This is a genomic window from Massilia aquatica (genome assembly GCF_011682045.1).
In the GTDB taxonomy this organism is placed as follows: domain Bacteria; phylum Pseudomonadota; class Gammaproteobacteria; order Burkholderiales; family Burkholderiaceae_D; genus Telluria_A; species Telluria_A aquatica.
The window spans coordinates 76,313-96,757 of sequence record NZ_VVIW01000005.1; the positions used below are offsets into that span (position 1 = coordinate 76,313).

The 20,445-nt window shown below is 64.6% G+C and carries 21 protein-coding genes; 13 read left to right on the forward strand and 8 right to left on the reverse strand.

The features are described from left to right. Positions 1-21 precede the first annotated feature (21 nt). Positions 22-819, reverse strand: coding sequence for a PhzF family phenazine biosynthesis protein (locus F1609_RS11045; protein WP_167076493.1), 798 nt, complete (start codon positions 817-819; stop codon positions 22-24). Positions 820-909: 90 nt separating this feature from the next. Here F1609_RS11045 and F1609_RS11050 point away from each other — a divergent pair, with 90 nt between their 5' ends. Beyond that, positions 910-4,071: an error-prone DNA polymerase gene (locus tag F1609_RS11050; protein ID WP_167076494.1), complete on the forward strand. Its 3,162-nt coding sequence runs from the start codon at positions 910-912 to the stop codon at positions 4,069-4,071. A gap of 392 nt (positions 4,072-4,463) precedes the next feature. Here the strand turns inward: F1609_RS11050 and F1609_RS11055 are convergent, their stop codons facing one another. Beyond that, complete coding sequence (locus F1609_RS11055; protein WP_167076495.1) at positions 4,464-4,865, reverse strand: PRC-barrel domain-containing protein; 402 nt, start codon at positions 4,863-4,865, stop codon at positions 4,464-4,466. Between the two features lie 230 nt (positions 4,866-5,095). On the opposite strand from F1609_RS11055, the gene pyrG reads away from it, so the two are divergent. The 9 genes from pyrG to F1609_RS11095 all read left to right on the forward strand — a co-directional run bounded on the left by pyrG (position 5,096) and on the right by F1609_RS11095 (position 13,120). Then, complete coding sequence (gene pyrG, locus F1609_RS11060) at positions 5,096-6,775, forward strand: CTP synthase (RefSeq protein WP_167076496.1); 1,680 nt, start codon at positions 5,096-5,098, stop codon at positions 6,773-6,775. Beyond that, positions 6,772-7,626 (forward strand): 3-deoxy-8-phosphooctulonate synthase, encoded by an 855-nt coding sequence (gene kdsA / locus F1609_RS11065; RefSeq protein ID WP_167076497.1) that lies wholly within the window; start codon positions 6,772-6,774, stop codon positions 7,624-7,626. The genes pyrG and kdsA overlap by 4 nt, the downstream gene beginning before the upstream one ends. A gap of 113 nt (positions 7,627-7,739) precedes the next feature. Further along, a complete protein-coding gene (gene eno / locus F1609_RS11070) occupies positions 7,740-9,023 on the forward strand; it encodes a phosphopyruvate hydratase (protein ID WP_167076498.1) in 1,284 nt (427 codons plus the stop codon). Positions 9,024-9,072: 49 nt separating this feature from the next. Further along, positions 9,073-9,411: a cell division protein FtsB gene (gene ftsB, locus F1609_RS11075; protein ID WP_167076499.1), complete on the forward strand. Its 339-nt coding sequence runs from the start codon at positions 9,073-9,075 to the stop codon at positions 9,409-9,411. Positions 9,412-9,644: 233 nt separating this feature from the next. Continuing rightward, the gene (locus F1609_RS11080) at positions 9,645-10,187 is read left to right on the forward strand and encodes a GbsR/MarR family transcriptional regulator (protein WP_167076500.1); all 543 of its coding nucleotides are present in this window, start codon (positions 9,645-9,647) and stop codon (positions 10,185-10,187) included. Then, on the forward strand, positions 10,184-10,603 hold the full coding sequence (locus F1609_RS34530) for a thiol-disulfide oxidoreductase DCC family protein (protein WP_229421815.1): 420 nt from the start codon (positions 10,184-10,186) through the stop codon (positions 10,601-10,603). Before F1609_RS11080 ends, F1609_RS34530 begins: the two co-directional genes overlap by 4 nt. A gap of 8 nt (positions 10,604-10,611) precedes the next feature. Then, positions 10,612-11,064, forward strand: coding sequence for a cell division protein (locus tag F1609_RS34535; RefSeq protein ID WP_229421817.1), 453 nt, complete (start codon positions 10,612-10,614; stop codon positions 11,062-11,064). After that, positions 11,061-11,678: a DUF4166 domain-containing protein gene (locus tag F1609_RS11090; protein ID WP_167076501.1), complete on the forward strand. Its 618-nt coding sequence runs from the start codon at positions 11,061-11,063 to the stop codon at positions 11,676-11,678. The genes F1609_RS34535 and F1609_RS11090 overlap by 4 nt, the downstream gene beginning before the upstream one ends. After that, positions 11,675-13,120 (forward strand): TIGR01777 family oxidoreductase, encoded by a 1,446-nt coding sequence (locus F1609_RS11095; RefSeq protein WP_167076502.1) that lies wholly within the window; start codon positions 11,675-11,677, stop codon positions 13,118-13,120. The genes F1609_RS11090 and F1609_RS11095 overlap by 4 nt, the downstream gene beginning before the upstream one ends. 3 nt (positions 13,121-13,123) lie before the next feature. Here F1609_RS11095 and F1609_RS11100 read toward each other — a convergent pair whose 3' ends face one another. From F1609_RS11100 to F1609_RS11115, 4 genes are all read right to left on the reverse strand, one after another. Further along, positions 13,124-13,888, reverse strand: a complete 765-nt coding sequence (locus F1609_RS11100) for a DUF3108 domain-containing protein (RefSeq protein ID WP_167076503.1) — start codon at positions 13,886-13,888, stop codon at positions 13,124-13,126. A gap of 19 nt (positions 13,889-13,907) precedes the next feature. Beyond that, the gene (locus F1609_RS11105; RefSeq protein ID WP_229421819.1) at positions 13,908-14,612 is read right to left on the reverse strand and encodes a LytR/AlgR family response regulator transcription factor; all 705 of its coding nucleotides are present in this window, start codon (positions 14,610-14,612) and stop codon (positions 13,908-13,910) included. A gap of 5 nt (positions 14,613-14,617) precedes the next feature. After that, complete coding sequence (locus F1609_RS11110) at positions 14,618-15,712, reverse strand: sensor histidine kinase (protein WP_167076505.1); 1,095 nt, start codon at positions 15,710-15,712, stop codon at positions 14,618-14,620. Positions 15,713-15,783: 71 nt separating this feature from the next. Next, on the reverse strand, positions 15,784-16,791 hold the full coding sequence (locus F1609_RS11115) for a formylglycine-generating enzyme family protein (protein ID WP_167076506.1): 1,008 nt from the start codon (positions 16,789-16,791) through the stop codon (positions 15,784-15,786). 282 nt (positions 16,792-17,073) lie between these two features. Here F1609_RS11115 and F1609_RS11120 point away from each other — a divergent pair, with 282 nt between their 5' ends. Together F1609_RS11120 and F1609_RS11125 are read left to right on the forward strand one after the other, a co-directional pair. Beyond that, a complete protein-coding gene (locus tag F1609_RS11120) occupies positions 17,074-17,514 on the forward strand; it encodes an RcnB family protein (RefSeq protein WP_167076507.1) in 441 nt (146 codons plus the stop codon). A 62-nt stretch (positions 17,515-17,576) separates the two neighbouring features. Next, positions 17,577-18,083, forward strand: a complete 507-nt coding sequence (locus F1609_RS11125; RefSeq protein WP_167076508.1) for a MepB family protein — start codon at positions 17,577-17,579, stop codon at positions 18,081-18,083. Here the strand turns inward: F1609_RS11125 and F1609_RS11130 are convergent. Further along, on the reverse strand, positions 18,068-18,898 hold the full coding sequence (locus tag F1609_RS11130) for a helix-turn-helix transcriptional regulator (RefSeq protein WP_229421820.1): 831 nt from the start codon (positions 18,896-18,898) through the stop codon (positions 18,068-18,070). The genes F1609_RS11125 and F1609_RS11130 overlap by 16 nt on opposite strands. A gap of 103 nt (positions 18,899-19,001) precedes the next feature. Here F1609_RS11130 and F1609_RS11135 point away from each other — a divergent pair, with 103 nt between their 5' ends. Continuing rightward, complete coding sequence (locus tag F1609_RS11135; RefSeq protein WP_229421822.1) at positions 19,002-19,478, forward strand: DUF3224 domain-containing protein; 477 nt, start codon at positions 19,002-19,004, stop codon at positions 19,476-19,478. On the opposite strand, the gene F1609_RS11140 is transcribed toward F1609_RS11135, so the two are convergent. Next, complete coding sequence (locus tag F1609_RS11140; protein WP_167076509.1) at positions 19,475-20,353, reverse strand: LysR family transcriptional regulator; 879 nt, start codon at positions 20,351-20,353, stop codon at positions 19,475-19,477. The two genes, F1609_RS11135 and F1609_RS11140, sit on opposite strands and share 4 nt — an antisense overlap. Between the last annotated feature and the right edge of the window lie 92 nt (positions 20,354-20,445).

The window sequence follows — 20,445 nt, forward strand, 5'->3', positions numbered from 1 at the left end:
TGTGGCGCAATGACAACGTTGTCAATACCCGTTGACGGCCTCGGCGCGTCCGCCCACCAGGATCAGATTTCCTTCGAAGCGGGTGCGGATCAGGCAGGGCGCGCCCAGTGCACCACCCTGATGCACCGTGATGGTGCGGCCCAGATGGGCCGCCAGCGCGCCCGCCGCCACGCCGGTGGCGCGGTCTTCCATGGCGGGATCGAGATGGTTGAAGTTGCGCCCTTCGTAGGTGTGCTCGCCACTGCGCCACAGCACGTAGCAGCCGTTGACCCCGTGTTCGCGGCTCCACGCGACGATGCGCTCCAGCGGCGGGCGCAGGGCGTGCAGGGTGGCGCGCTCTGGCACTTCGATCAGCAGCTTGGGACTGCCGACCGAGGCCAGCACCGGCGTGCTGGCCAGGATCAAGCCGGGCTGGTCCAGCAGCCACGCGGCCAGCGCGGCATCGAGCGCGAGCGCAGGGACGGGCTGGGCTTGCAGCGCCACAAAATAGTCCTCTCCCTCGCGCCTCAGCAGCAGGGCTTGCCCGCGCATCGCCGTGCTCAGCACGATTTCCTGCGGCGCCTGCCCGGCGCGCCCGAACAGCACCTGCGCCGCGCCCAGGGTGGCGTGCAGGCACAGGGGACTCCTGGCATGCGGATAGTAATAGTCGGCGATGACTGCCCCATCCGGTCCGGCATCGAAAAACACGCAGGCCGGATACGGCTGCGCGCGCGCCAAGGCCTGGCGCGCATCGGGCGTGGCCGGCCCGCCCTCGATCACCAGCGCCATGTTGCCATGACCGGGCGATGCACCAAAACAGCGCACCAGATGAGTCTGCATAGTAATTCCCAATTGGTAAGAAAATGGCCGGAGGTATACTGTGTTTCCATACAGTAGTTTCCCTGATAAATTTGATTGTAATATTTTTCCATGAGTACCGCCGCCCCCGCCCCCAGCCTGCCCGATTACGCCGAGTTGTATTGTTTGACCAACTTTTCCTTCCTTCACGGCGCTTCCCATGCAGAAGAACTGGTGGCCCGCGCCGTCCAGCTCGGGTACTCGGCGCTGGCGATTACCGACGAATGTTCGCTGGCGGGGGTGGTGCGGGCCCACGCCGAAGCCAAAAAGGCGGCGCTGCCCCTGATCATCGGCGCCCACTTCCACCTGTGCAACGCTGATGGCAGCGCGGCCCTGTCGCTGATCCTGCTGGCCCAGAACCGCAATGGCTACGGCAACCTGGCCGAGTTGATCACCCTGGCGCGCACGCGCAGCGCCAAGGGCACCTATCTGCTCACGCCGGCCGATCTGGCCGCGCCCGCCGCCTGTGCCCACCTGGCCGGCATGCCCGACTGCCTGGCGATCTTGCTGCCCGCCTATCCCGGCCATGACCCGGCCGACCTCGACCGCCTGCATACCCAGGCCGCCTGGATCGCCGCCACCTTTCCCGGGCGCGCCTGGCTGGGCCTGAACCTGCTGCACCGCGCGTTTGACGAAGCGCACCGCGCCACGGTTGACGAAGTCGCCTGGCAGCACGGCCTGGCGGTGGTGGCGCTGGGCCACGTCTGCATGCACGTGCGCTCGCGCAAGCCGCTGCACGACACCCTGTGCGCGATCCGCCTCAACACGCCCGTGGCCGAGTGCGGCTACGAGCTGGCGCAAAACGCCGAACAGCACCTGCGCGCGCGCCTGCGCCTGGCCAATCTGTACAGTCCCGAAGCGCTGGCCGAAACGGTGCGCATCGCGCACCTGTGCACGTTTTCGCTCGACCAGCTGCGCTACGAATATCCCGATGAACTGGTGCCGCCCGGCCACACTGCGTCCGGCTACCTGCGCGCCGAAACCTACATCGGCGCGCACCACCGCTTTCCTCTCGGCATACCGGCCAAGGTCCAGGAACAGCTCGAAATCGAACTCCAGCTGATTGGCGAACTGCGCTACGAACCCTACTTTTTGACGGTGTACGACATCGTGCGCCATGCGCGCTCGATCGGGATCTTGTGCCAGGGGCGCGGCTCGGCCGCCAACTCGGCCGTCTGCTATTGCCTCGGCATTACCGAAGTCGACCCCGCGCGCGGCAATTTGCTGTTCGGACGCTTCATTTCCAAGGAACGGGACGAGCCGCCCGACATCGATGTCGACTTCGAACACCAGCGGCGCGAAGAAGTGATCCAGTACATCTACAACAAATACGGCCGCACCCGCGCCGCCCTGGCCGCCGTGGTGATCAGCTACCGCCCCAAGAGCGCCCTGCGCGACAGCGGCAAGGCGCTCGGGGTCGACCTGGCCATCGTCGAAAAAGTCGCCAAGACGCACCACTGGTTCGACAGCAAGGACGACCTGGTCAGCCGCCTGGCCGAATGCGGGCTCGATCCGGACTCGCCGCTGGCCCAGCAATGGGCCACCCTGGCGCAGCGCCTGCTCGGCTTTCCGCGCCACCTGTCGCAGCATCCGGGCGGCTTTGTGATTGCCGCCGGCAAGCTCTCGCGCCTGGTGCCGATCGAAAACGCCACCATGCTTGACCGCAGCGTGATCCAGTGGGACAAGGACGACCTCGAAGAGCTCGGCTTGCTGAAAGTCGATGTGCTGGCGCTCGGCATGCTCTCGGCGCTGCGGCGCGCGCTCGACCTGGTGGGCGAGCTGCGCGGCACGGTGTTTTCGCTGCAAGACATTCCGGCCGAAGACCCGGCCACCTACGACATGATTTGCGCGGCCGACACGGTGGGCGTCTTCCAGATCGAATCGCGCGCGCAGATGAGCATGCTGCCGCGCATGCTGCCGCGCACCTTTTACGATCTGGTGATCGAAGTGGCGGTGGTGCGGCCGGGGCCGATTCAGGGCGGCATGGTCCATCCCTACCTGCGCCGGCGCCAGGGGCTGGAAAAACCCGACTACCCCAAGGAGGAATTGAAGGAAGCGCTGGAACGCACCCTTGGCGTGCCGATCTTCCAGGAGCAGGTGATGCAGGTGGCCATGATCGCGGCTGATTTCACGGCGGGTGAAGCCGACCAGCTACGGCGTGCCATGGCCGCCTGGAAACGCAAAGGCGGGCTGGAAAAATACTATGGCAAGATCGTCGAGGGCATGCTGGGCAAGGGTTACACCCTGGAATTTGCCGAATCGATCTTCAACCAGATCAAGGGTTTCGGCGAATACGGCTTTCCCGAATCGCACGCGGCCAGCTTCGCGCTGCTGGCCTACGCCAGTTCCTGGCTCAAGTGCCACGAACCGGCCGCCTTCCTGTGCGCCTTGCTCAACAGCCAGCCGATGGGCTTCTACAGCCCCTCGCAACTGGTGCAGGATGCGCGCCGCCACGGCATCGAAGTGCGCGCGGTGGACGTGGCCATCAGCGGCTGGGATTCCAGCCTGGAAGTGGGGCAGGGCAGCCAGCCCGCCGTGCGGCTGGGGCTGTCGCTACAGCGCGGGATGCGTCCCGACGCGGCGGCGCGCATCGAAGAAGCGCGCGCCGTGCAGGCCTTCGAGAGCGTGGCCGACCTGGCGCGCCGGGCCGCGCTGGACCGGCACGACCTGCAAGTACTGGCGGGCGCCAATGCGCTGCACGGCTTGTCGGGCAACCGGCGCCAGGCGCTGTGGCAAGCGGTGGGCGCGGTCCCCGACAAGGACTTGCTGCGTCCCACCACGCCGATTGAGGACGCACCGCTGCTCGACGCCCCGAGCGAAGGCGAAGAAATTGTCGGCGACTACCGGTCGCAGGGATTGACCTTGGGGCGGCACCCGCTGGCGCTACTGCGCGCGCGTTTGCTCGACCAGCGTTTTTTACCGGCGTCGCAACTGAACGAATTCAAGCAAGGGCAACTGGCGCGCGCCTGCGGCATCGTCACGGTACGGCAACGTCCGGCCACCGCCAAGGGCGTACTGTTCGTCACCATCGAAGACGAAACCGGCAATGTGAACGTGATTGTCTGGCCGACCCTGGTGGAACAACAGCGGCGTGAAGTGCTGGGAGCGAGTTTGCTGGGCGTGTACGGCGTGTGGCAGCGGGAAGGGGAAGTGCGGCACCTGGTGGCCAAGCGCCTGGTGGACATGAGCCACCTGATGGGCCGGCTTGACACCAGCAGCCGCGATTTCTGCTGATCCTACAAGAAAAAGCAGCAAAGTCCCACAACCGGGGTCAGAGCTTTAATTCGCAACTAGTTGCAAAACCGGGGACAGACCCCTGATGCCCCTGACCACAAATCTCAAAACCGTCTTTCCTGCCACTGGCAGAAAAGACTTCCTGCCACTGGCAGAAAAGACTTCCTGCCACTGGCAGAAAAGACTTCCTGTCACTGGCAGAAAAGACTTCCTGCCACTGGCAGAAAAGACTTCCTGCCACTGGCAGAAAAGACTTCCTGCCACTGGCAGAAAAGACTTCCTGCCACTGGCAGAAAAGACTTCCTGCCACTGGCAGAAAAGACTTCCCGCGCAGGCGGGAATGACGGAGCTTAACTTAGCGGCATTAGCGACAGACCCCGGTTCTGCAAGTTTTACAGCGCGTTGGTGCCGTAGTAGCTGTGAATCTGGCTCGACCATTGCTGGTTGGCCATGTCCGGCCAGTGATCGGTATCGAAACCTGGCGCATTGTCGATGCGCTCTTTTTCGATGTCCAGCGTGAAGCGCTTGTTGGCCGTGTCGAGCGTCAAGGCAGCCCAAGGCACCGCGAACAATTTTTCACCAATGGTCAGCACGCCACCGCTCGACATGACTGCATACGCAATCTTGCCAGTACGCATGTCGAGCATGATTTCCTTGATTTCACCGAGGTGCTCGTTTTTCAGATTGTGCACGTGGTCGCCGATCAGCGTATCCGCGCCCATCAGTTCCGGACCGGGGCCTTTCGAGCCTTTGTCGACATACATGCCATAAGCATCGCGTTCTTCGTAGGACATTTTGACCTCCTGTGGTAAAAGTTCAATACTGAGGCTTGAGCAAGGTCATGTCTGTTCGCTGGCGCACACCGAATGAATCATCGACAATCTTTCAAATTGATTAATTTGGAATGCCGGAGGTAGCCGTCCGCTCTGCCGTTGTTGCTGTTTTTTACCTTGTTTTGCGGAAGCATTGGCCGGTTTAAGGTATAATTTCAATTTCCCGCACGTGCCGTTCGGCACCATCTGCAATGACCAAATTTGTCTTCGTCACCGGTGGCGTTGTGTCTTCCCTTGGAAAAGGGATTGCCGCCGCCTCCCTCGCCGCGATCCTCGAATCGCGCGGCCTTAAAGTCACCATGCTCAAGCTCGACCCGTACATCAACGTCGATCCCGGCACGATGAGCCCGATGCAGCACGGCGAAGTCTTTGTCACCGACGACGGCGCCGAAACCGACCTCGACCTGGGCCACTACGAGCGCTTCATCAGCACCCGCATGCGCAAGGTCAACAACTTCACCACCGGCCAGATCTACGAATCGGTGATCCGCAAGGAACGCCGCGGCGAGTACCTCGGCAAGACCGTGCAGGTGATCCCGCACATCACCAACGAGATCCAGGATTACATCTACCGCGGCGCCGAAGGCGTGGACGTGGCGCTGGTCGAAATCGGCGGTACCGTGGGCGACATCGAATCGCTGCCGTTCCTGGAAGCGGCGCGCCAGCTGTCGCTGCGCGCCGGCCGCAAGTCGGCCGCGTTTGTCCACCTGACCCTGGTGCCGTACATCGCCTCGGCCGGCGAACTGAAAACCAAACCAACCCAGCACAGCGTGCAAAAGCTGCGCGAAATCGGCATCACCCCGACCGCGCTGCTGTGCCGCGCCGACCGCCCGATTCCCGACGACGAACGCGCCAAGATTTCGCTGTTCTCGAACGTCGAAGAGCAGGCCGTCATCTCCGTGTGGGACGCCGACACCATCTACAAAGTACCGCAGATGCTGCACGACCAGGGCCTCGACGCCATCATCCTGGAGGCGCTCGGCCTGGAAGCACCGCCGGCCGACCTGTCGATGTGGACCAAGTTGATCTACGCGCTGGAAAACCCGAAAGCGGCCGTCACCATCGGCATGGTCGGCAAGTACGTCGACCTGACCGAGTCCTACAAGTCGCTCACCGAAGCGCTGCGCCACGCCGGCATCCATACCGAAAGCCGGGTCAACATCGAATACCTGGACTCGGAAGACATCGAGACCAAGGGTTGCGAGCACCTGGCCAAGTACGACGCCATCCTGGTGCCGGGCGGCTTCGGCAAGCGCGGCGTGGAAGGCAAGATCATGGCGGCGCGCTATGCCCGCGAAAAAAAGATCCCGTATCTCGGCATTTGCCTCGGCATGCAAGTGGCGCTGATCGAATACGCGCGCCACATGGCCGGCCTGACCAACGCCAACTCGACCGAATTCGACACCGACACCGACCAGCCGGTCGTGGCCCTCATCAACGAGTGGCAGAACCATGACGGCAAGGTCGAAAAGCGCGACGAAAAATCCGACCTGGGCGGCACCATGCGCCTCGGCGCGCAAACCTGCGCGGTCAATCCGGGCACCCTGGCCGCCGAAATCTACGGCAGCGTGGTCACCGAGCGCCATCGCCACCGCTACGAAGCGAACAATCACTACCTGTCGCGCGTCGAAGCGGCCGGCATGATCGTGTCGGCACGCACCCCGACCGAAGACTTGTGCGAGATCATGGAACTGCCGCGCACCGGAGAAAATGCGCACCCGTGGTACATGGGCGTGCAGTACCATCCCGAGTTCAAATCGACCCCGCGTACCGGCCATCCGCTGTTTACGTCGTTCATCAAGGCCGCGCTGGCGCACCAGGCCGCCAACGGCCAGGCAGTGCCGGTCGCACCCACAGGAGATGCAGCATGAAGCTTTGCGGTTTTGACGTCGGCCTCGAGCACCCGATCTTCCTCATCGCCGGCACCTGCGTGATCGAATCGCGCCAGATGGCGATGGACACCGCCGGTACCTTGAAAGAGATCACCTCGGCGCTTGGCATCCCGTTCATCTACAAGTCTTCTTTTGATAAGGCCAACCGCTCCTCGGGCACCTCGTTCCGCGGACCCGGCATGGACAAGGGCCTCGAGATCCTGGCCGACGTGCGCCGTGAAATCGGCGTGCCGGTCCTGACCGACATCCACTCGATCGAAGAAATTGCCGCCGTCTCGAGCGTGGTCGACGTGCTGCAGACGCCGGCCTTTTTGTGCCGCCAGACCGACTTCATCATCGCCTGCGCCCAGTCGGGCAAGCCGGTCAACATCAAGAAGGGCCAGTTCCTCGCGCCCGGCGACATGAAGAACGTGATGGACAAGGCGCGCCAGGCCGCGCGCGACGCGGGCCTGAATGAAGACAACTTCATGGCCTGCGAACGCGGCGCCTCGTTCGGCTACAACAACCTCGTTTCCGACATGCGCTCGCTGGCGATCATGCGCGAATCGAACTGCCCGGTCGTGTTCGACGCGACCCACTCGGTACAACTGCCGGGCGGACAGGGCACCTCATCCGGTGGCCAGCGCGAGCACATTCCCGTGCTCTCGCGCGCAGCCGTGGCAGCCGGTATCGCCGGCCTGTTCATGGAAACGCACCCGAACCCCGCCCAGGCGCTGTCGGACGGCCCCAACGCCGTGCCGCTCGGCCGCATGAAGGAACTGCTCACCACCCTCGTCGAACTCGACCGCGTGGTCAAGAAAGCCGGCTTCCTCGAAGCGAGCTTTGCGTAGGTTTGCGTCGCTTTACGTAGTGCGGCAGGCGCCGCCGTCCCGATCGCCCTGACAGATGCAGGCGGACCGTTCGCGGTCCGCCCACCTTTTTCTTACCCTTTGGAGATTGAAATATGAGTGCTATCGTTGACATTATCGGCCGCGAAATTATCGATTCGCGCGGCAATCCAACCGTCGAATGCGACGTGCTTCTGGAGTCGGGCGTGATGGGCCGCGCGGCGGTACCGTCGGGCGCCTCGACCGGTTCGCGCGAAGCGATCGAACTGCGCGACGGCGACATGAAGCGTTACTTCGGCAAGGGCGTGCTGCAAGCCTGCGAAAACATCAATACCGAAATCTCCGAAGCCATCATGGGCCTGGACGCGAACGAACAAGCCTTCCTCGACCGCACCCTGATCGACCTCGATGGCACCGAGAACAAGAGCCGCCTGGGCGCCAACGCCATGCTGGCCGTGTCGATGGCCGTGGCCAAGGCCGCCGCTGAAGAAGCCGGCCTGCCGCTGTACCGTTATTTCGGCGGTTCGGGCGCGATGCAAATGCCGGTGCCGATGATGAACGTCATCAACGGCGGCGCGCACGCCGACAACAACCTGGACATCCAGGAATTCATGATCATCCCGGTCGGCGCACCGAGCTTCAAGGAAGCGATCCGCTACGGCGCCGAGATCTTCCACACGCTCAAAAAGATCCTGCACGAGAAAAAGCTGGCGACCTCGGTCGGCGACGAAGGCGGTTTCGCGCCGAACGTGGCCAACCACGAAGAAGCCATCAAGCTGATCATGCAAGCGATCGAGCAGGCCGGCTACGAGCCGGGCACGCAGATCTGCCTCGGCCTCGATTGCGCCGCGTCCGAATTCTACAAGGATGGCAAATACCACCTTGAAGGCGAAGGCATGCAGCTGACCGCGACCGAGTTCACCAACATGCTCGCGACCTGGTGCGACAAGTACCCGATCATCTCGATCGAAGACGCGATGGCGGAAAACGACTGGGATGGCTGGAAGATCCTGACCGAAGCGCTGGGCAAGAAGGTGCAGCTGGTGGGCGACGACCTGTACGTCACCAACACCAAGATCCTGAAAGAAGGCATCGAAAAGGGCATCGCCAACTCGATCCTGATCAAGATCAACCAGATCGGCACTCTGACCGAAACCTTCGCCGCCATCGAAATGGCCAAGCGCGCCGGTTATACTGCCGTCATCTCGCACCGTTCCGGCGAGACCGAAGACTCGACGATCGCCGACATCGCCGTTGGCACCAATGCCCTGCAGATCAAGACCGGCTCGATGTCGCGTTCGGACCGCATGGCCAAGTACAACCAGCTGCTGCGCATCGAAGAAGACCTGGGCGACATCGCCAGCTACCCTGGCCGTAGCGCTTTCTACAACCTGAAGTAAGCCGACCGCATCGGCTGGCCACGCGCCGGCCGGTGCCATCCTCCCCGCCATGCGCCTCATTACGCTCGTTCTTGCCACCCTCCTGATCCTGATTCAACTGCCGCTCTGGCTGGGCAAGGGCGGCTGGCTGCGCGTGGGCGAACTGGAAAACCAGGTGATGGTCGCGCAGCGCAAGACGGTCGAACTGAAGGCGCGCAACGCCAAGCTCGACTCCGAAGTGCACGACCTGACCAACGGCACGGGCGCGGTGGAAGAACGCGCGCGCTTCGAGCTCGGCATGATCAAGAAGAACGAGATCTTCATCCAGATCCTCGATGCCAACGGCCACCCCAAAGAATCGGCCACCCCGCTCCCGCCGGTCAAGCCCGACGCCAGGACTACCCCATAGTTGCAAAACCAGGACAGCCGCCAAAGCCGCCAAAGCTGTTAACTTAAGCGCCGTCATTCGCGCGCAGGCGGGAATCCAAGGCATCTTTGCTAAGCGGCGGTGCCTCGGTCCTCCCATCCGCGCGGCCCGCTTCCCGTCACCGGTCCCCTTCATTTCAACAATTTACATTGACAAGCCCGCTCAATCGGTATTTAATTTCTGTAACGACAGAAATGAATGAAATTGGAGAAATGATGGCACTGGGACCAACCGAACAGAAATTCGTCCTGCACTGGGGCGAGATGGGTACGCGCTGGGGCGTGAACCGCACCGTGGCGCAGATTCACGCGCTGCTGTTCCTCGCCAACCGCCCGCTGGCCGCCGAGGATATCGCCGAGGCCTTGTCGGTCGCGCGCTCGAACGTGAGCAACAGCCTCAAGGAGCTGCAAAGCTGGAACCTGATCCGCGTTACCCATCTGATGGGCGACCGCCGCGATCACTTCGTCGCCCTGCAGGATGTGTGGGAGATCTTCCGCGTCATCGTCGAGGAGCGCAAACGGCGCGAGATCGATCCGACCCTGACCGTGCTGCGCGAATGCGCCATCGAGGGCGATACCGACAGCGCGCTCGAACCAGCCTCGCTGGCGCGCATGAACGAGGTGCTCACTTTCCTCGACATGCTCGGCACCACCTACGACGATTACAAGCACCTGCCGCCGGCGACCTTGCAGCGCTTCCTGAAGATGGGCGGCAAAGTGGCGCGCTTTCTCGGACCGGACGACAAGGCCCCATCATGAACGGCGCCGAACTGACGCTCTACTTCGACGGCCAGTGCCCGTTCTGCCGCGCCGGCATGGACCAGCTGGCGCGCTGGGACCGCGCCGGACGCCTGGCGTTTGTCGATATCACCGCCCCCGGCTTCGATCCGGCCCACCTGGGCGTCGACATGGCCGCCCTCAATCGCGAGCTGCACAGCCGCACGCGCGACGGCCGCGTCCTGGTCGGCGTGGACAGCCTGCTGCGCTCCTACACGCTGGCAGGCCAGGCCTGGCGCGTGCTGCCGCTGCGCGTACCCGGCCTGCGCGCCGCGTGCAGCTGGTCGTATCGCCTGTTCGCGCGCCACCGCTACCTGATGTCGCGCGTGCTGGGCTACAGCACACCGGCTTGCGCCGACGGCGTGTGCGAACGCCCCAATCCCTTCTTCAAACGCTGAAAGCGACTATGCAATCGTCCTCTTTACGCCTCTGGGCCATCCGCTGGATGGCTGCCGCCATCGTCGCGCACCTGGTGGTCGGCATGCTGCTGCCGTGGTTCGCCGACGCTGCGATCTTCAGCGGCTACCATCGCGGCATCGAAACCGCCTTCTGGGGCGCGAACGTGCCGCCCCAGGCCCACGCGCAGCAGATCTGGTGGATCTCGCTGTTCGGCCCCACCGTGCAAAGCGCGGCGCTGTGGATGGGCGCCCTGGCCTGGATCGGTGCGCGCCAGCGCAGCGCCTTTGCCTGGGGCGCGCTGATCGCCGGCATGCTGTTGTGGGCCCCGCAGGACATGCTGGTGTCGCTGCGCGCCGGCTGCTGGGACAACATCTGGATCGATACCTTTGCCCTGGTGACGATGCTGCCGCCGCTGGCGTACCTGTTCTGGGTCGACCGCGCGCAGGCGGTGCGCGCGTGAATCCGTCCGAAGGCGAGTTATTCAAAAAGATCCTCGGTCCCGCGTGGGGCGGCCTGCATCCCGACATCCAGGCGCGCTTCGACCATAACCCGATGCCCGGCAAACCCTTGTACTACACCGGCCGCATGACGGAGCTGACCTGCTCGAAAGTCGGCCGCGTGCTCGGCTACCTGACCATGCCGCTGATCCAGGGCGCGCTGATGCCGTACAACGATGCCGATTTCCCGGTCGATATCGAGGTCTATTCGAAAGAGGGCAGTGTGGCCATTTTCAAGCAGCGCATCTATCGCCTCAACGGACGCAAGCCGGTGCAGTTCACGTCCTACATGCTCGAGAGCGCGCGCGGCGAAGTGCTCGAATACGTCGGCATGGGCATGGGAATGAAGCTGGTGCTGGCGGTGCGCGATGGGAACCTGCATTTCGAGAGCGACGGCTACTTCTGGCAGATAGCGGGCGTGCGCATTCCCGTGCCGGCCTGGCTCACGCCGGGCAAGACCTATCTGTGCCACCGCAATAACAACAGCGCGCAGTTCGATATCCGTATCGAGATCCGCCACGCGCTGTTCGGTACAACCTTCACGCAGGCGGGCGTGTTTCGCGAGGTGCGAGCATGAATACCCATGTATTGGCATTGCAGTTAATGGCGTGCCAAGGCTGCCTGGGCGCCTTCGACACCCTGTATCACCATGAACTGACCGAGGCGCTCCCGGGCCGCGCCAGCGCCAGGCTGGAATTGTCGATCCATGCCGTGCGCGCCCTCATTTACAGCGCCATGTTCATCGGCCTGTCGTGCTGGCGCTTCAATGGCCTGTGGGCAGTGGTTCTGCTGGTCGTGTTCGCGGTCGAAATCGTGCTGACCTTGTGGGACTTCGTGGTCGAGGACAAGACCCGCCTGCTGCCGGCCACCGAACGCGTCACGCATACGGTGCTGGCCATGAACGGCGGCGCCTTCATCGCCTTGCTGGCGCTGAACGCCGGCGAAGCGCTGGCGCTGCCGACCGCGCTGGTGTGGGAGCCGCACGGCGCCCTGAGTCTCTTCCTGTTCGTGTGCGGCCTCGGGGTCGGCTTGTCCGGCATCCGCGATGCGTTCGCGGCGCGCGCGCTTGCGCGCCAGGCGGCACGGGCGGACGCACCCGCCTTGCGTTTTGGCGACGCCGAATGCGCGGTGCTGGTGACCGGCGCTACGGGGTTCATCGGCCAGAAACTGGTGCGCGCACTGCTCGCCGACGGCCATCGCGTCACAGTACTCACGCGCCAGCCGCGCGCAGCCGCCTGGATGTTCGACGCCCGCGTCGAGTGCATCGGCGACATGGGCGCCTTGCCGCCGGCGCGCCGCATCGACGTGGTGGTCAACCTGGCCGGTGCCCGTATTCTCGGCTGGCGCTGGAGCGAAGCGCGCCGCGCGGCCTTGCGCGCCAGCCGCATCGGCACCACGCGCAAGGTGGTCGCCTGGATTGCGGCGGCCCATCACAAGCCGGCGCTGATGCTGTCGGCGTCGGCCATCGGTTACTACGGCATCCAGGCGCAGGGGGTTGATACGGTGCTCACCGAGCGCGATGGACCGCAGGCGATGTTCATGTCGGACCTGTGCCGCGAGTGGGAAGAAGCCGCTTACGCGGCCGCGGCGCATGGCGTGCGCGTGGCGTGCATGCGTTTTGGGCTGGTGCTGGGCACCCAGGGCGCGCTGCCGATGATGCTGTTGCCGGTCAAACTGGGCATGGGCGGCCCGCTCGGCGGCGGGCGCCAGTGGCTGTCGTGGATCCATGTGGACGACCTGATCGCCGGCATGGCCCATCTGTGGACCGGGGGCGAGGGCGGGGCCTGGAACTTCACCGCGCCGCAAAATCTGTCGCAGGCTGACTTCAACAAGGTGGCGGCCACCGTGTTGAAGCGCCCCTACTGGCTGCCGACGCCCGGCTGGCCGATGCGCCTGGCGCTGGGCGAACAGGCCGACCTGCTGCTCGAAGGCCAGCGCGTGGCGCCGGCCAGGCTGCAGGCCAGCGGTTTCGCGTTCCGCCATCCGGCCCTGGCCGGGGCGCTGGCGAATCTGTTATGACGCTTAGTCGATCAGGATCTTGACGGCGACCTTGCCTTCGCCCACCGGGCTGTCCTGGCGCACCATCAGCTGGCTGCCCTTGGCAAACCAGAAGGTCGATATGGTGCCGGGGCGGTTGTAGTCGGTGGTCACGACCCAGCAGTCGATCATGCCGCCCGGGCCGGGCAGGCTGGCCGATCCGGTCACCTTGAACAGGTAGCGCGCGGGCCCTTGCTGGCTGCCCGGGTGGTAGAAGTTGATGCGCGCCTCGAAGCCGTCCGCCAGCGGCAAGGCTTGCAGCGTCTCGATGTCGGTCTCGAAGTTGAAGGTCGGCTCTGGCGATGCGACCACCAGGTCCTTGTTGACGCTGTCCGCAAGGTCCTTCATGCCGGTGATTTTATCAGGCGCAAAGACAAAGCCTTCGACCACGCGCTTGCCGTCCTTTTCCGCGATGCGCTCGTGGGTGCGTGGCCGGAACGAGCCGGCATCGAACCAAGAGGTCACCGTTTTCAGCGACGGCGCCGCCGCCGCCGCGTCGTAGCGTTGCGTGATGCGCATGCGCTGCTGGCCATCTTCGGTGGAAAATCGGATTTCGCGGGTGATGATGTCCAGCGGGATCCTGGCGTCGCCGTTGTGCAGGTAGCGCAGGTAGTGGTGCACGCCTTCTTTCACCAGTGCGGCGCGCGGCAGGGCGGGGCCGACATCGACGCTGGTGACGGCGGCATAGCTGCAAGGGGCAAGGGTGGCGGCCATGATCAGGGCGGGCAATGCCCGTCGGGGTATGCGCATATCGACGATCTCCGGTAGGTTAAAAACTCAACAGGTCTTTCAATTCCTGGGCATTGCGGCGCGAGATTTCCAGCACTTTACCATCGCTCATGGTCACCTCATAACCCATCGAGATCGATTCTTCGATGGCGCGGATTTCCTGCAGGTTGATGATGCACTGGCGGTTGGCGCGGAAGAAGAACTTGACCGGCAAGCGCTCTTCGATGCTGTTCAGCGATTTTTTGACGTAGGCTTTCTCGCTGCCGAAGAAAATGCGCACGTAGTTCTTGCAGCTTTCAATATAGCGGATTGTCTCCAGGCTCACCAGGTGGCAGCGCTCGCCATCCTTGACGAAGATTTTGCTGTTGATGTCGAGCGGCGGCCTTGCCAGTGCGGGCGGCGCGGCATCGGCCGCAGCCAGCTTGGCAATCGCAGTGGCCAGCCGTTCGTGGCTGACCGGCTTGAGCAGGTAGTCGACGGTGTTGTAGTCGAACGAGCGGATCGCGTATTCCGAATACGCTGTCGTAAAGACAATGCGCGGCAGGTAGTCGAGCAACTCCAGCAGGTCGAAGCCGCTGGCGCCGGGCATGTGGATGTCGAGGAACAGCACATCCGGCCGTAGTTCGGCGATCAGCGGCGCCGCCGTTGCCGGGTGGTCCGCCTGGCCGACCACCTCGACCCCGTCGAACTGGCCGAGCATGCGCACCAGGCCCTCGCGCGCCAGGCGCGAGTCTTCAATCACCATCACCCTCATGCCGCGCGCTCCAGCGGCAGCGTGACAGTGACCTTGAACACCCCATCGGCGTGCGCCGCCTTCAGGCTGGCCGATTCGCCATACAGCAGATGCAGGCGCTGTTCGATATTGAGCAGGCCGATGCCGGTGCAGCCGGGCTTCTGCATGGGCGCGTCCGGGGCGTCGTTGCGCACTTCCAGCAGCAGGCACTGGCCATGCTGGCTGGCGGCCACGCTCAGGACCCCGCCGCCCTGGAGCTGGTCGAGGCCATGCTTGATGGCGTTCTCCACCAGCATCTGCAAGACCATCGGCGGCATCAGCGCGTCATCGAGGCCGGGCGCGATGCGAAGGGAGAAGTCGAGCCGTTCTTCCAGCTGCGTCTTGACGATGGCGAGGTACTTGGTGATGATGCCCACTTCATGATGCAGGCTGACTTTTTCGTGCCGGCTGCTTTCGAGCGAGTAGCGCAGGATGTCGGAAAACGAGGTAATCATGGCGTCGGCGCGCTGCGCATCTTCATGGATCATGAAGCGGATGTTATTGAGTGAATTGAACAGGAAGTGCGGATTGAGCTGGTTCGACAGGCTGCTCAACTGCGCTTCCTTGAGGTTGTTCTGCAGGCGCAGGTTGAACAGTTCGGCGTTCTTGATGCGCCGGCTGCTGCTTACGCTGATGTAGATGAAGCCCCATACCGCCACGAACAGCTGGCTCTTGGGGGCTTCGTCCATGAATTTGTTCAGTATGAGTTCGGACGGGATCACCGGTATCTTGAGCGCTTTGTATTTGGCGCTGATGGCTTTCAAGAACATCGGCGTGACCACGGCGGTGACGCAGGCGCCGATCACCATGCCTGCCACTGCGCTGTAGATCACCACGATGGCAATCAGCCTGGCGATTGGTACCGTGTCGCCGCCGCGCCGCTTGTACAGCCAGCGCAGCACCAGCACCGCCAGCGTGTAGAACGGAATCCACGTCAGGCTGGTGTAGACCTGCAGCCTGACCATGAAACCCCACACCACGGCGATGGCAATGCTGGCCATCAGCCCGACCGCCACCGCGCTGAAGTGGTAGAGCCAGAAGTCGCGCTGGCGCGGGAAGAAGTGAAGTGGCATGCGGTCGGCTTATCCAGTGGATGATCTAAGAGCGCATTCTAGCAAGACAGCGGGTGCGGCCTGGTTGCCGCTTACTTGGCCGCTTTGCGCCGTTCGCGTTCGGCCGCGCGCGCCGTGACCAGTTCCGCCTCGAAGCGCGCCGCCGACGCGGCCTGCGCCTGCACCGGTCCGCCCAGCGCCAGGCGGAAGCCTTCGCCGATGCTGCTCGCGTTATCGTCCCCCGCGTGGCCGCGCACCACCGTGCGCACATCGCGCGACGAGAAGCTGCCGCCGCGGTGCATCATCATCGGCGACTGGCGCTTGCTGCAGTTGGTGGTCCATGCCGAGCCATCGGCCGGCGCGCCCTCGTAGTTCAGGTGTTCGCAATCGGCTACGTATTCACCCACATTGCCGATCATGTCGTACAGGCCGAAGGCGTTCGGCTGGTACATGCCGACCACGGTGGTAAACGCAGCGCCATCTTCGCAGGTGGCCGGTTTGCCGGTGCGGCCGATGATGGCGGCGATCGCCTTGCTGCCCGTGACATCGCGGATGTTCGCATGGCGGCACACCTCGGTGGCATCGTTGCCGAAGTAGTAGTCGCCCTTGCTGCCGGCGCGCGCGGCGTATTCCCATTCGGCTTCCGACGGCAGGCGGTATGGCTTGCCGGTCTGCGCCGACAGCCATTTGGCGTAGGCGGTGGCGTCCTGCCACGTGACGCACATGACCGGATGGTAGTCGCCCGGCGCGTAAGCGGGCGTGTTCCAGGCGCCGGGACCCATGTCCATGCCCCACTCGGCGCTGGAGAACTTCCAGCACTGGTCCTGGGTCTTGTGGCCGGTCGCTTCGACGAACTGGCGGAACTGGCCGACGGTGACTTCATATTTGGCCATCTGGAAGGCGGGCACGCGCACCTCGTGCACCGGCTGGTCGGTCGGATAGTCCTTGTCCGGGCCCGGGACCGGGCCGCCCATCGCGAACGTGCCGCCTTTGATGGCGGCCATCGGCGGTTCGGTGACGTTTCCGGCGCCACTGCCGGAGGCGGCTGCCGCGCCGTTTGACGCCATCAGGGCCAGGGAGAACAGGAGGGTGCTTTGCATGTCGTGCCTTCATCAAGTGGGGTGGTGAGAATGAAGCGCATTCTGGGCGAGCGTGCTGTCCTTTTGGCAAAAAGGTGCCGACCGGCGCTATGCGGGGATGAGCGGCGCTGCGGACCGGCAGATACGTCCCGTAACACTTCTTACCGGTGCATGCTGGTTGCAAGGAGCCAATCGCGGTGTAATGGGTACATGGACGACACGCAGTAGTCGCCCTGGTCCCCGAAGAGACGGTATGTTCAGGCGGCCCATTTGCTGCACGCAGTATTGACGACAGGAGTTCATATGCACAAGAAAGCCCTCATCATCGCCCTCATGGCTGTTTGCATGGGCACCGGCAGCGCAGCTTTCGCCCAATCGCGCGACTATCGCGGCGACGACGGTCAGCGCAGCGAGCACAATGAACGCAATGACCGCCATGACCGCTATGAGCGGCATGACCGCGACGACCGTCATGACCGTCACGACAATCGCCGCGGCGACCGTTACGACGGCCCGCGCGGCGGCTACCAGGGACACGAGTATCGTCCGGCGCAGCGTCACCACTTCCGTCGCGGCGCCTACCTGGATCAGCGCTATCGGGGCAGCAGCTACGTGGTGAGCGACTGGCGCAGCCGTCGCCTGAGCGCGCCGCCGCGTGGATCGCACTGGGTGCAGGACAACGGCGACTACGCGCTGGTGGCGATTGCCACGGGCCTGATTACGCAGGTACTGTTGAACCAATAGCGGCGATGCCGGGGCGGCGGCTAGAATGCCGCTTTTGCTCCGGCCATGCTGCCTGGTTTTCCATGACACTGAACGACAAGCCCTTTCATCCCGACCTGCTCGCGCTCCAGCAGGCATACGACGCGCATGGCCTGGCATGGAGCGTGCCCCGGCACGAGGCCGAAAGCGCCGACTATGCGGCGGCGGTCTTCGAGGTTGCCGGCCTGAGGGTGCGCTTCCGGGTTGCCAAAATCACGCCAACCAAGGTGGGGCAGTTCGTCACGCTGTGGAAACGCATCGGCGCCGGCCCGATCCAGCCGTTCGACGACAGCGACCCGGTCGACCTGTTCGTGGTCAGCACCCGCGACGGCGAACGGCTCGGGCAGTTCGTTTTCCCGACGGCGCTGCTGGGCGCGCGCGATGTGGTGGCGCGCGGCGGGCAGGGCGGCAAGCGCGCGATCCGCGTGTATCCGCCATGGGTTGTCACGACCAGCAAGCAGGCGCAGGCCACGCAGCGCTGGCAGCGCCCTTATTTTGTCGCGGCCGGCGCCGATGCGCCAGGCATGCGCAGGCTCTATGCACCGCCCTGACCTGGCGCCTGCTGCGACTTCCAGTACTCCAGCGGCGACGTCCCCACCAGTTTCGTGAAGTCGCGCGTGAAGTGGGCCTGGTCGAAAAACCCCAGCTGGCTTGCCAGGTCGGCCAGGTCCGGCGCTCCCGGCCTGGCCAGGCGCCAGCTCGCCTCCTGCAGCCGGTAGCGCTGGATGACCCACTTGGGCGACACTCCCACATAATTGCTGAACAGCCTTTGCAGCGCGCGTTCTTCGATGCCGACCTGCGCGCACAGCGCGGCCACGCTGGCCGGGCCATCGACGGCTGCGGCGGCGGCCACCGCTTGTGCGGCGAGGAGGGCGCGCGGGTCCGGCGCCGGCAGCACCGCGAGCAGCATCGCTTCGGCCGCGCCGACCATGCCGGCGTCGCCGGCGGCAGCGAACACGCGCTGTTCGGCCTCGACCCCCGGCACGCGCAACACCTCGTCGACCGGCATGGTGCGGTCGGCCAGGGTTGATAACGGATGATCGATGAAAGGACGCAGGCCACCCGGCTTGAAGCGCACCCCCAGCACGCGGCCGGCGCCGGCCACGCTGCGTTCGAACGCGCCGCGCACCACGCCATGGATGGCGCTCCGGCCACGGTCGAACACCAGGTGCGCGTTCGGGTAGGGCAGCACGCGCTGGATCTCGGGCGCGCGCTCGCCCATGTTCCATTCGACGATCCAGTAGTAGTCGACAAACAGCGCCAGCGGCGCCGCCGGCGGATAGGTGGCCAGGCGGATGCGGCGCGCCATGCCGAGCGGATCGACGATGCCTTTCGGCGTCGATGGGGCGGTGTCGGGTTTATCCAAGATGTTTGTCGTCCTCGCGCTTACTGTGGTGGTTCTGCGAGCAACCGCGCGTGTCAATGCGGCGCCGTCCATCCTTGCACTTACTTGAATCCGAAAGTCTGCCATGTCCATGATCCATTCCAGCGCAGCCGCGCTGTCCCTTCTAGCCGCCTTGCCAACAGCCAGCGCCCAGGCGGCGCCCGTTCTGCTTCACGCCAGCGGGCCGTTCGAGATCACGATCATACCCGCTGGCACGCCCGAGAAGGAAGGCCGCACCGCCACCGCCCGCATGGCGCTCGACAAGCGCTACGCGGGTGAGCTGGCCGCCAGCGGCGAGGGCACCATGCTCACGGCGGTGAGCGATGTCAAAGGTTCTGCCGCCTACGTCGCCATCGAGCGGGTCAGCGGCACGCTGGCGGGACGTACGGGCAGTTTCGTGCTCCAGCATGCGGGCACCATGCGCGGCGGGACCAGCCAGGCCACGATTACCATCGTTCCCGATTCGGGCACCGGGGAGTTGAGCGGGATCAGCGGCAGCCTGGCGCTCAGCGTGGTCGACGGCAAACACTTTTACGCGCTCGAATACACGCTGGATAACTAGCCGCGCACGGCATCGACAAAGGCGCGCAGCGCGGGCGGCATCTGGCGGCGGCTGGGGTAGTACAGGAAGTACTGGGACGGCGCCGCCTCGAACCCGGCCAGCAGCACCTGCAAGCGGCCGGCGTCGATGTGGGCCGCCGCATCGGCGTGGTAGATATACGCCAGGCCGGCGCCGTCGAGCGCCGCGCGGAGAATGAGCTCGTCGTCGTCGAACACCAGCGCGCCGTTGACGGCGACCGAGTAGCTGCGTCCGTCCTGCGCAAACTCCCAGGCGTAGCGGCTGCCGCTGGGGAAGCGGCGGCCGATGCAGCCGTGCCGTTCCAGCTCGCGCGGCGTGGCCGGCGCCCCGTTCGCCGCCAGGTAGGCGGGGGAGGCGACCACCACGAAGCGCTGCGGCGGGCCGAAGGGAATGGCGATCATGTCGGCGGCCAGCCGCTCGCCGAAGCGCACGCCGGCGTCGAAGCCGGCGCCGACGATGTCGAGCAGGCCGTCGTCGGTGACGGCCTCTAACTGCACGCGCGGATAGGTGGCCGCGAAGGACCCCAGCATGGGGGCGAGCAGCAGGCGGGCGGCGGAGCGCGGCAGGTTGATGCGCAGGGCGCCGGCCGGCACGTCCTGCAGGCTGTCCAGTTCCGCCAGGGCGTCGGCGATCTCGCCGATGGCGGGCGCGAGGCGCGCCAGCAAGCGCGCGCCGGCTTCGGTCGGGGTCACGCTGCGGGTGGTGCGGTTAAGCAGGCGCACGCCGAGGCGTTCTTCCAGCGCGCGCAGGGTGTGGCTCAGCGCGGAAGGGGAGACGCCGCGTTCGGCGGCGGCCTTGCGGAAGCTGCGCAGGCGCGCCACGGCGGCGAAGGCGTCAAGTTCATGCAGGTCGATCATAAATTGATGAAATTTTCTCAGTAGTGCATGCGCAATAAGGCATCTTATCCGATCAAACCAGGCCGCGCATACTGGCCGCTCATTCAAACCAC

Coding starts and splice junctions, on each gene's coding strand:
- kdsA (WP_167076497.1), top strand. CDS start 6,772: ATGAAGCTTTGCGGTTTTGACGTCGGCCTCGAGCACCCGATCTTCCTC.
- ftsB (WP_167076499.1), top strand. CDS start 9,073: ATGCGCCTCATTACGCTCGTTCTTGCCACCCTCCTGATCCTGATTCAA.
- F1609_RS11140 (WP_167076509.1), bottom strand. CDS start 20,353: ATGATCGACCTGCATGAACTTGACGCCTTCGCCGCCGTGGCGCGCCTG.
- F1609_RS11095 (WP_167076502.1), top strand. CDS start 11,675: ATGAATACCCATGTATTGGCATTGCAGTTAATGGCGTGCCAAGGCTGC.
- F1609_RS11120 (WP_167076507.1), top strand. CDS start 17,074: ATGCACAAGAAAGCCCTCATCATCGCCCTCATGGCTGTTTGCATGGGC.
- F1609_RS11125 (WP_167076508.1), top strand. CDS start 17,577: ATGACACTGAACGACAAGCCCTTTCATCCCGACCTGCTCGCGCTCCAG.
- F1609_RS11100 (WP_167076503.1), bottom strand. CDS start 13,888: ATGCGCATACCCCGACGGGCATTGCCCGCCCTGATCATGGCCGCCACC.
- F1609_RS34530 (WP_229421815.1), top strand. CDS start 10,184: ATGAACGGCGCCGAACTGACGCTCTACTTCGACGGCCAGTGCCCGTTC.
- eno (WP_167076498.1), top strand. CDS start 7,740: ATGAGTGCTATCGTTGACATTATCGGCCGCGAAATTATCGATTCGCGC.
- F1609_RS11050 (WP_167076494.1), top strand. CDS start 910: ATGAGTACCGCCGCCCCCGCCCCCAGCCTGCCCGATTACGCCGAGTTG.
- F1609_RS11135 (WP_229421822.1), top strand. CDS start 19,002: ATGTCCATGATCCATTCCAGCGCAGCCGCGCTGTCCCTTCTAGCCGCC.
- F1609_RS11045 (WP_167076493.1), bottom strand. CDS start 819: ATGCAGACTCATCTGGTGCGCTGTTTTGGTGCATCGCCCGGTCATGGC.
- F1609_RS11080 (WP_167076500.1), top strand. CDS start 9,645: ATGGCACTGGGACCAACCGAACAGAAATTCGTCCTGCACTGGGGCGAG.
- F1609_RS34535 (WP_229421817.1), top strand. CDS start 10,612: ATGCAATCGTCCTCTTTACGCCTCTGGGCCATCCGCTGGATGGCTGCC.
- F1609_RS11110 (WP_167076505.1), bottom strand. CDS start 15,712: ATGCCACTTCACTTCTTCCCGCGCCAGCGCGACTTCTGGCTCTACCAC.
- F1609_RS11115 (WP_167076506.1), bottom strand. CDS start 16,791: ATGCAAAGCACCCTCCTGTTCTCCCTGGCCCTGATGGCGTCAAACGGC.
- pyrG (WP_167076496.1), top strand. CDS start 5,096: ATGACCAAATTTGTCTTCGTCACCGGTGGCGTTGTGTCTTCCCTTGGA.
- F1609_RS11055 (WP_167076495.1), bottom strand. CDS start 4,865: ATGTCCTACGAAGAACGCGATGCTTATGGCATGTATGTCGACAAAGGC.
- F1609_RS11105 (WP_229421819.1), bottom strand. CDS start 14,612: ATGGTGATTGAAGACTCGCGCCTGGCGCGCGAGGGCCTGGTGCGCATG.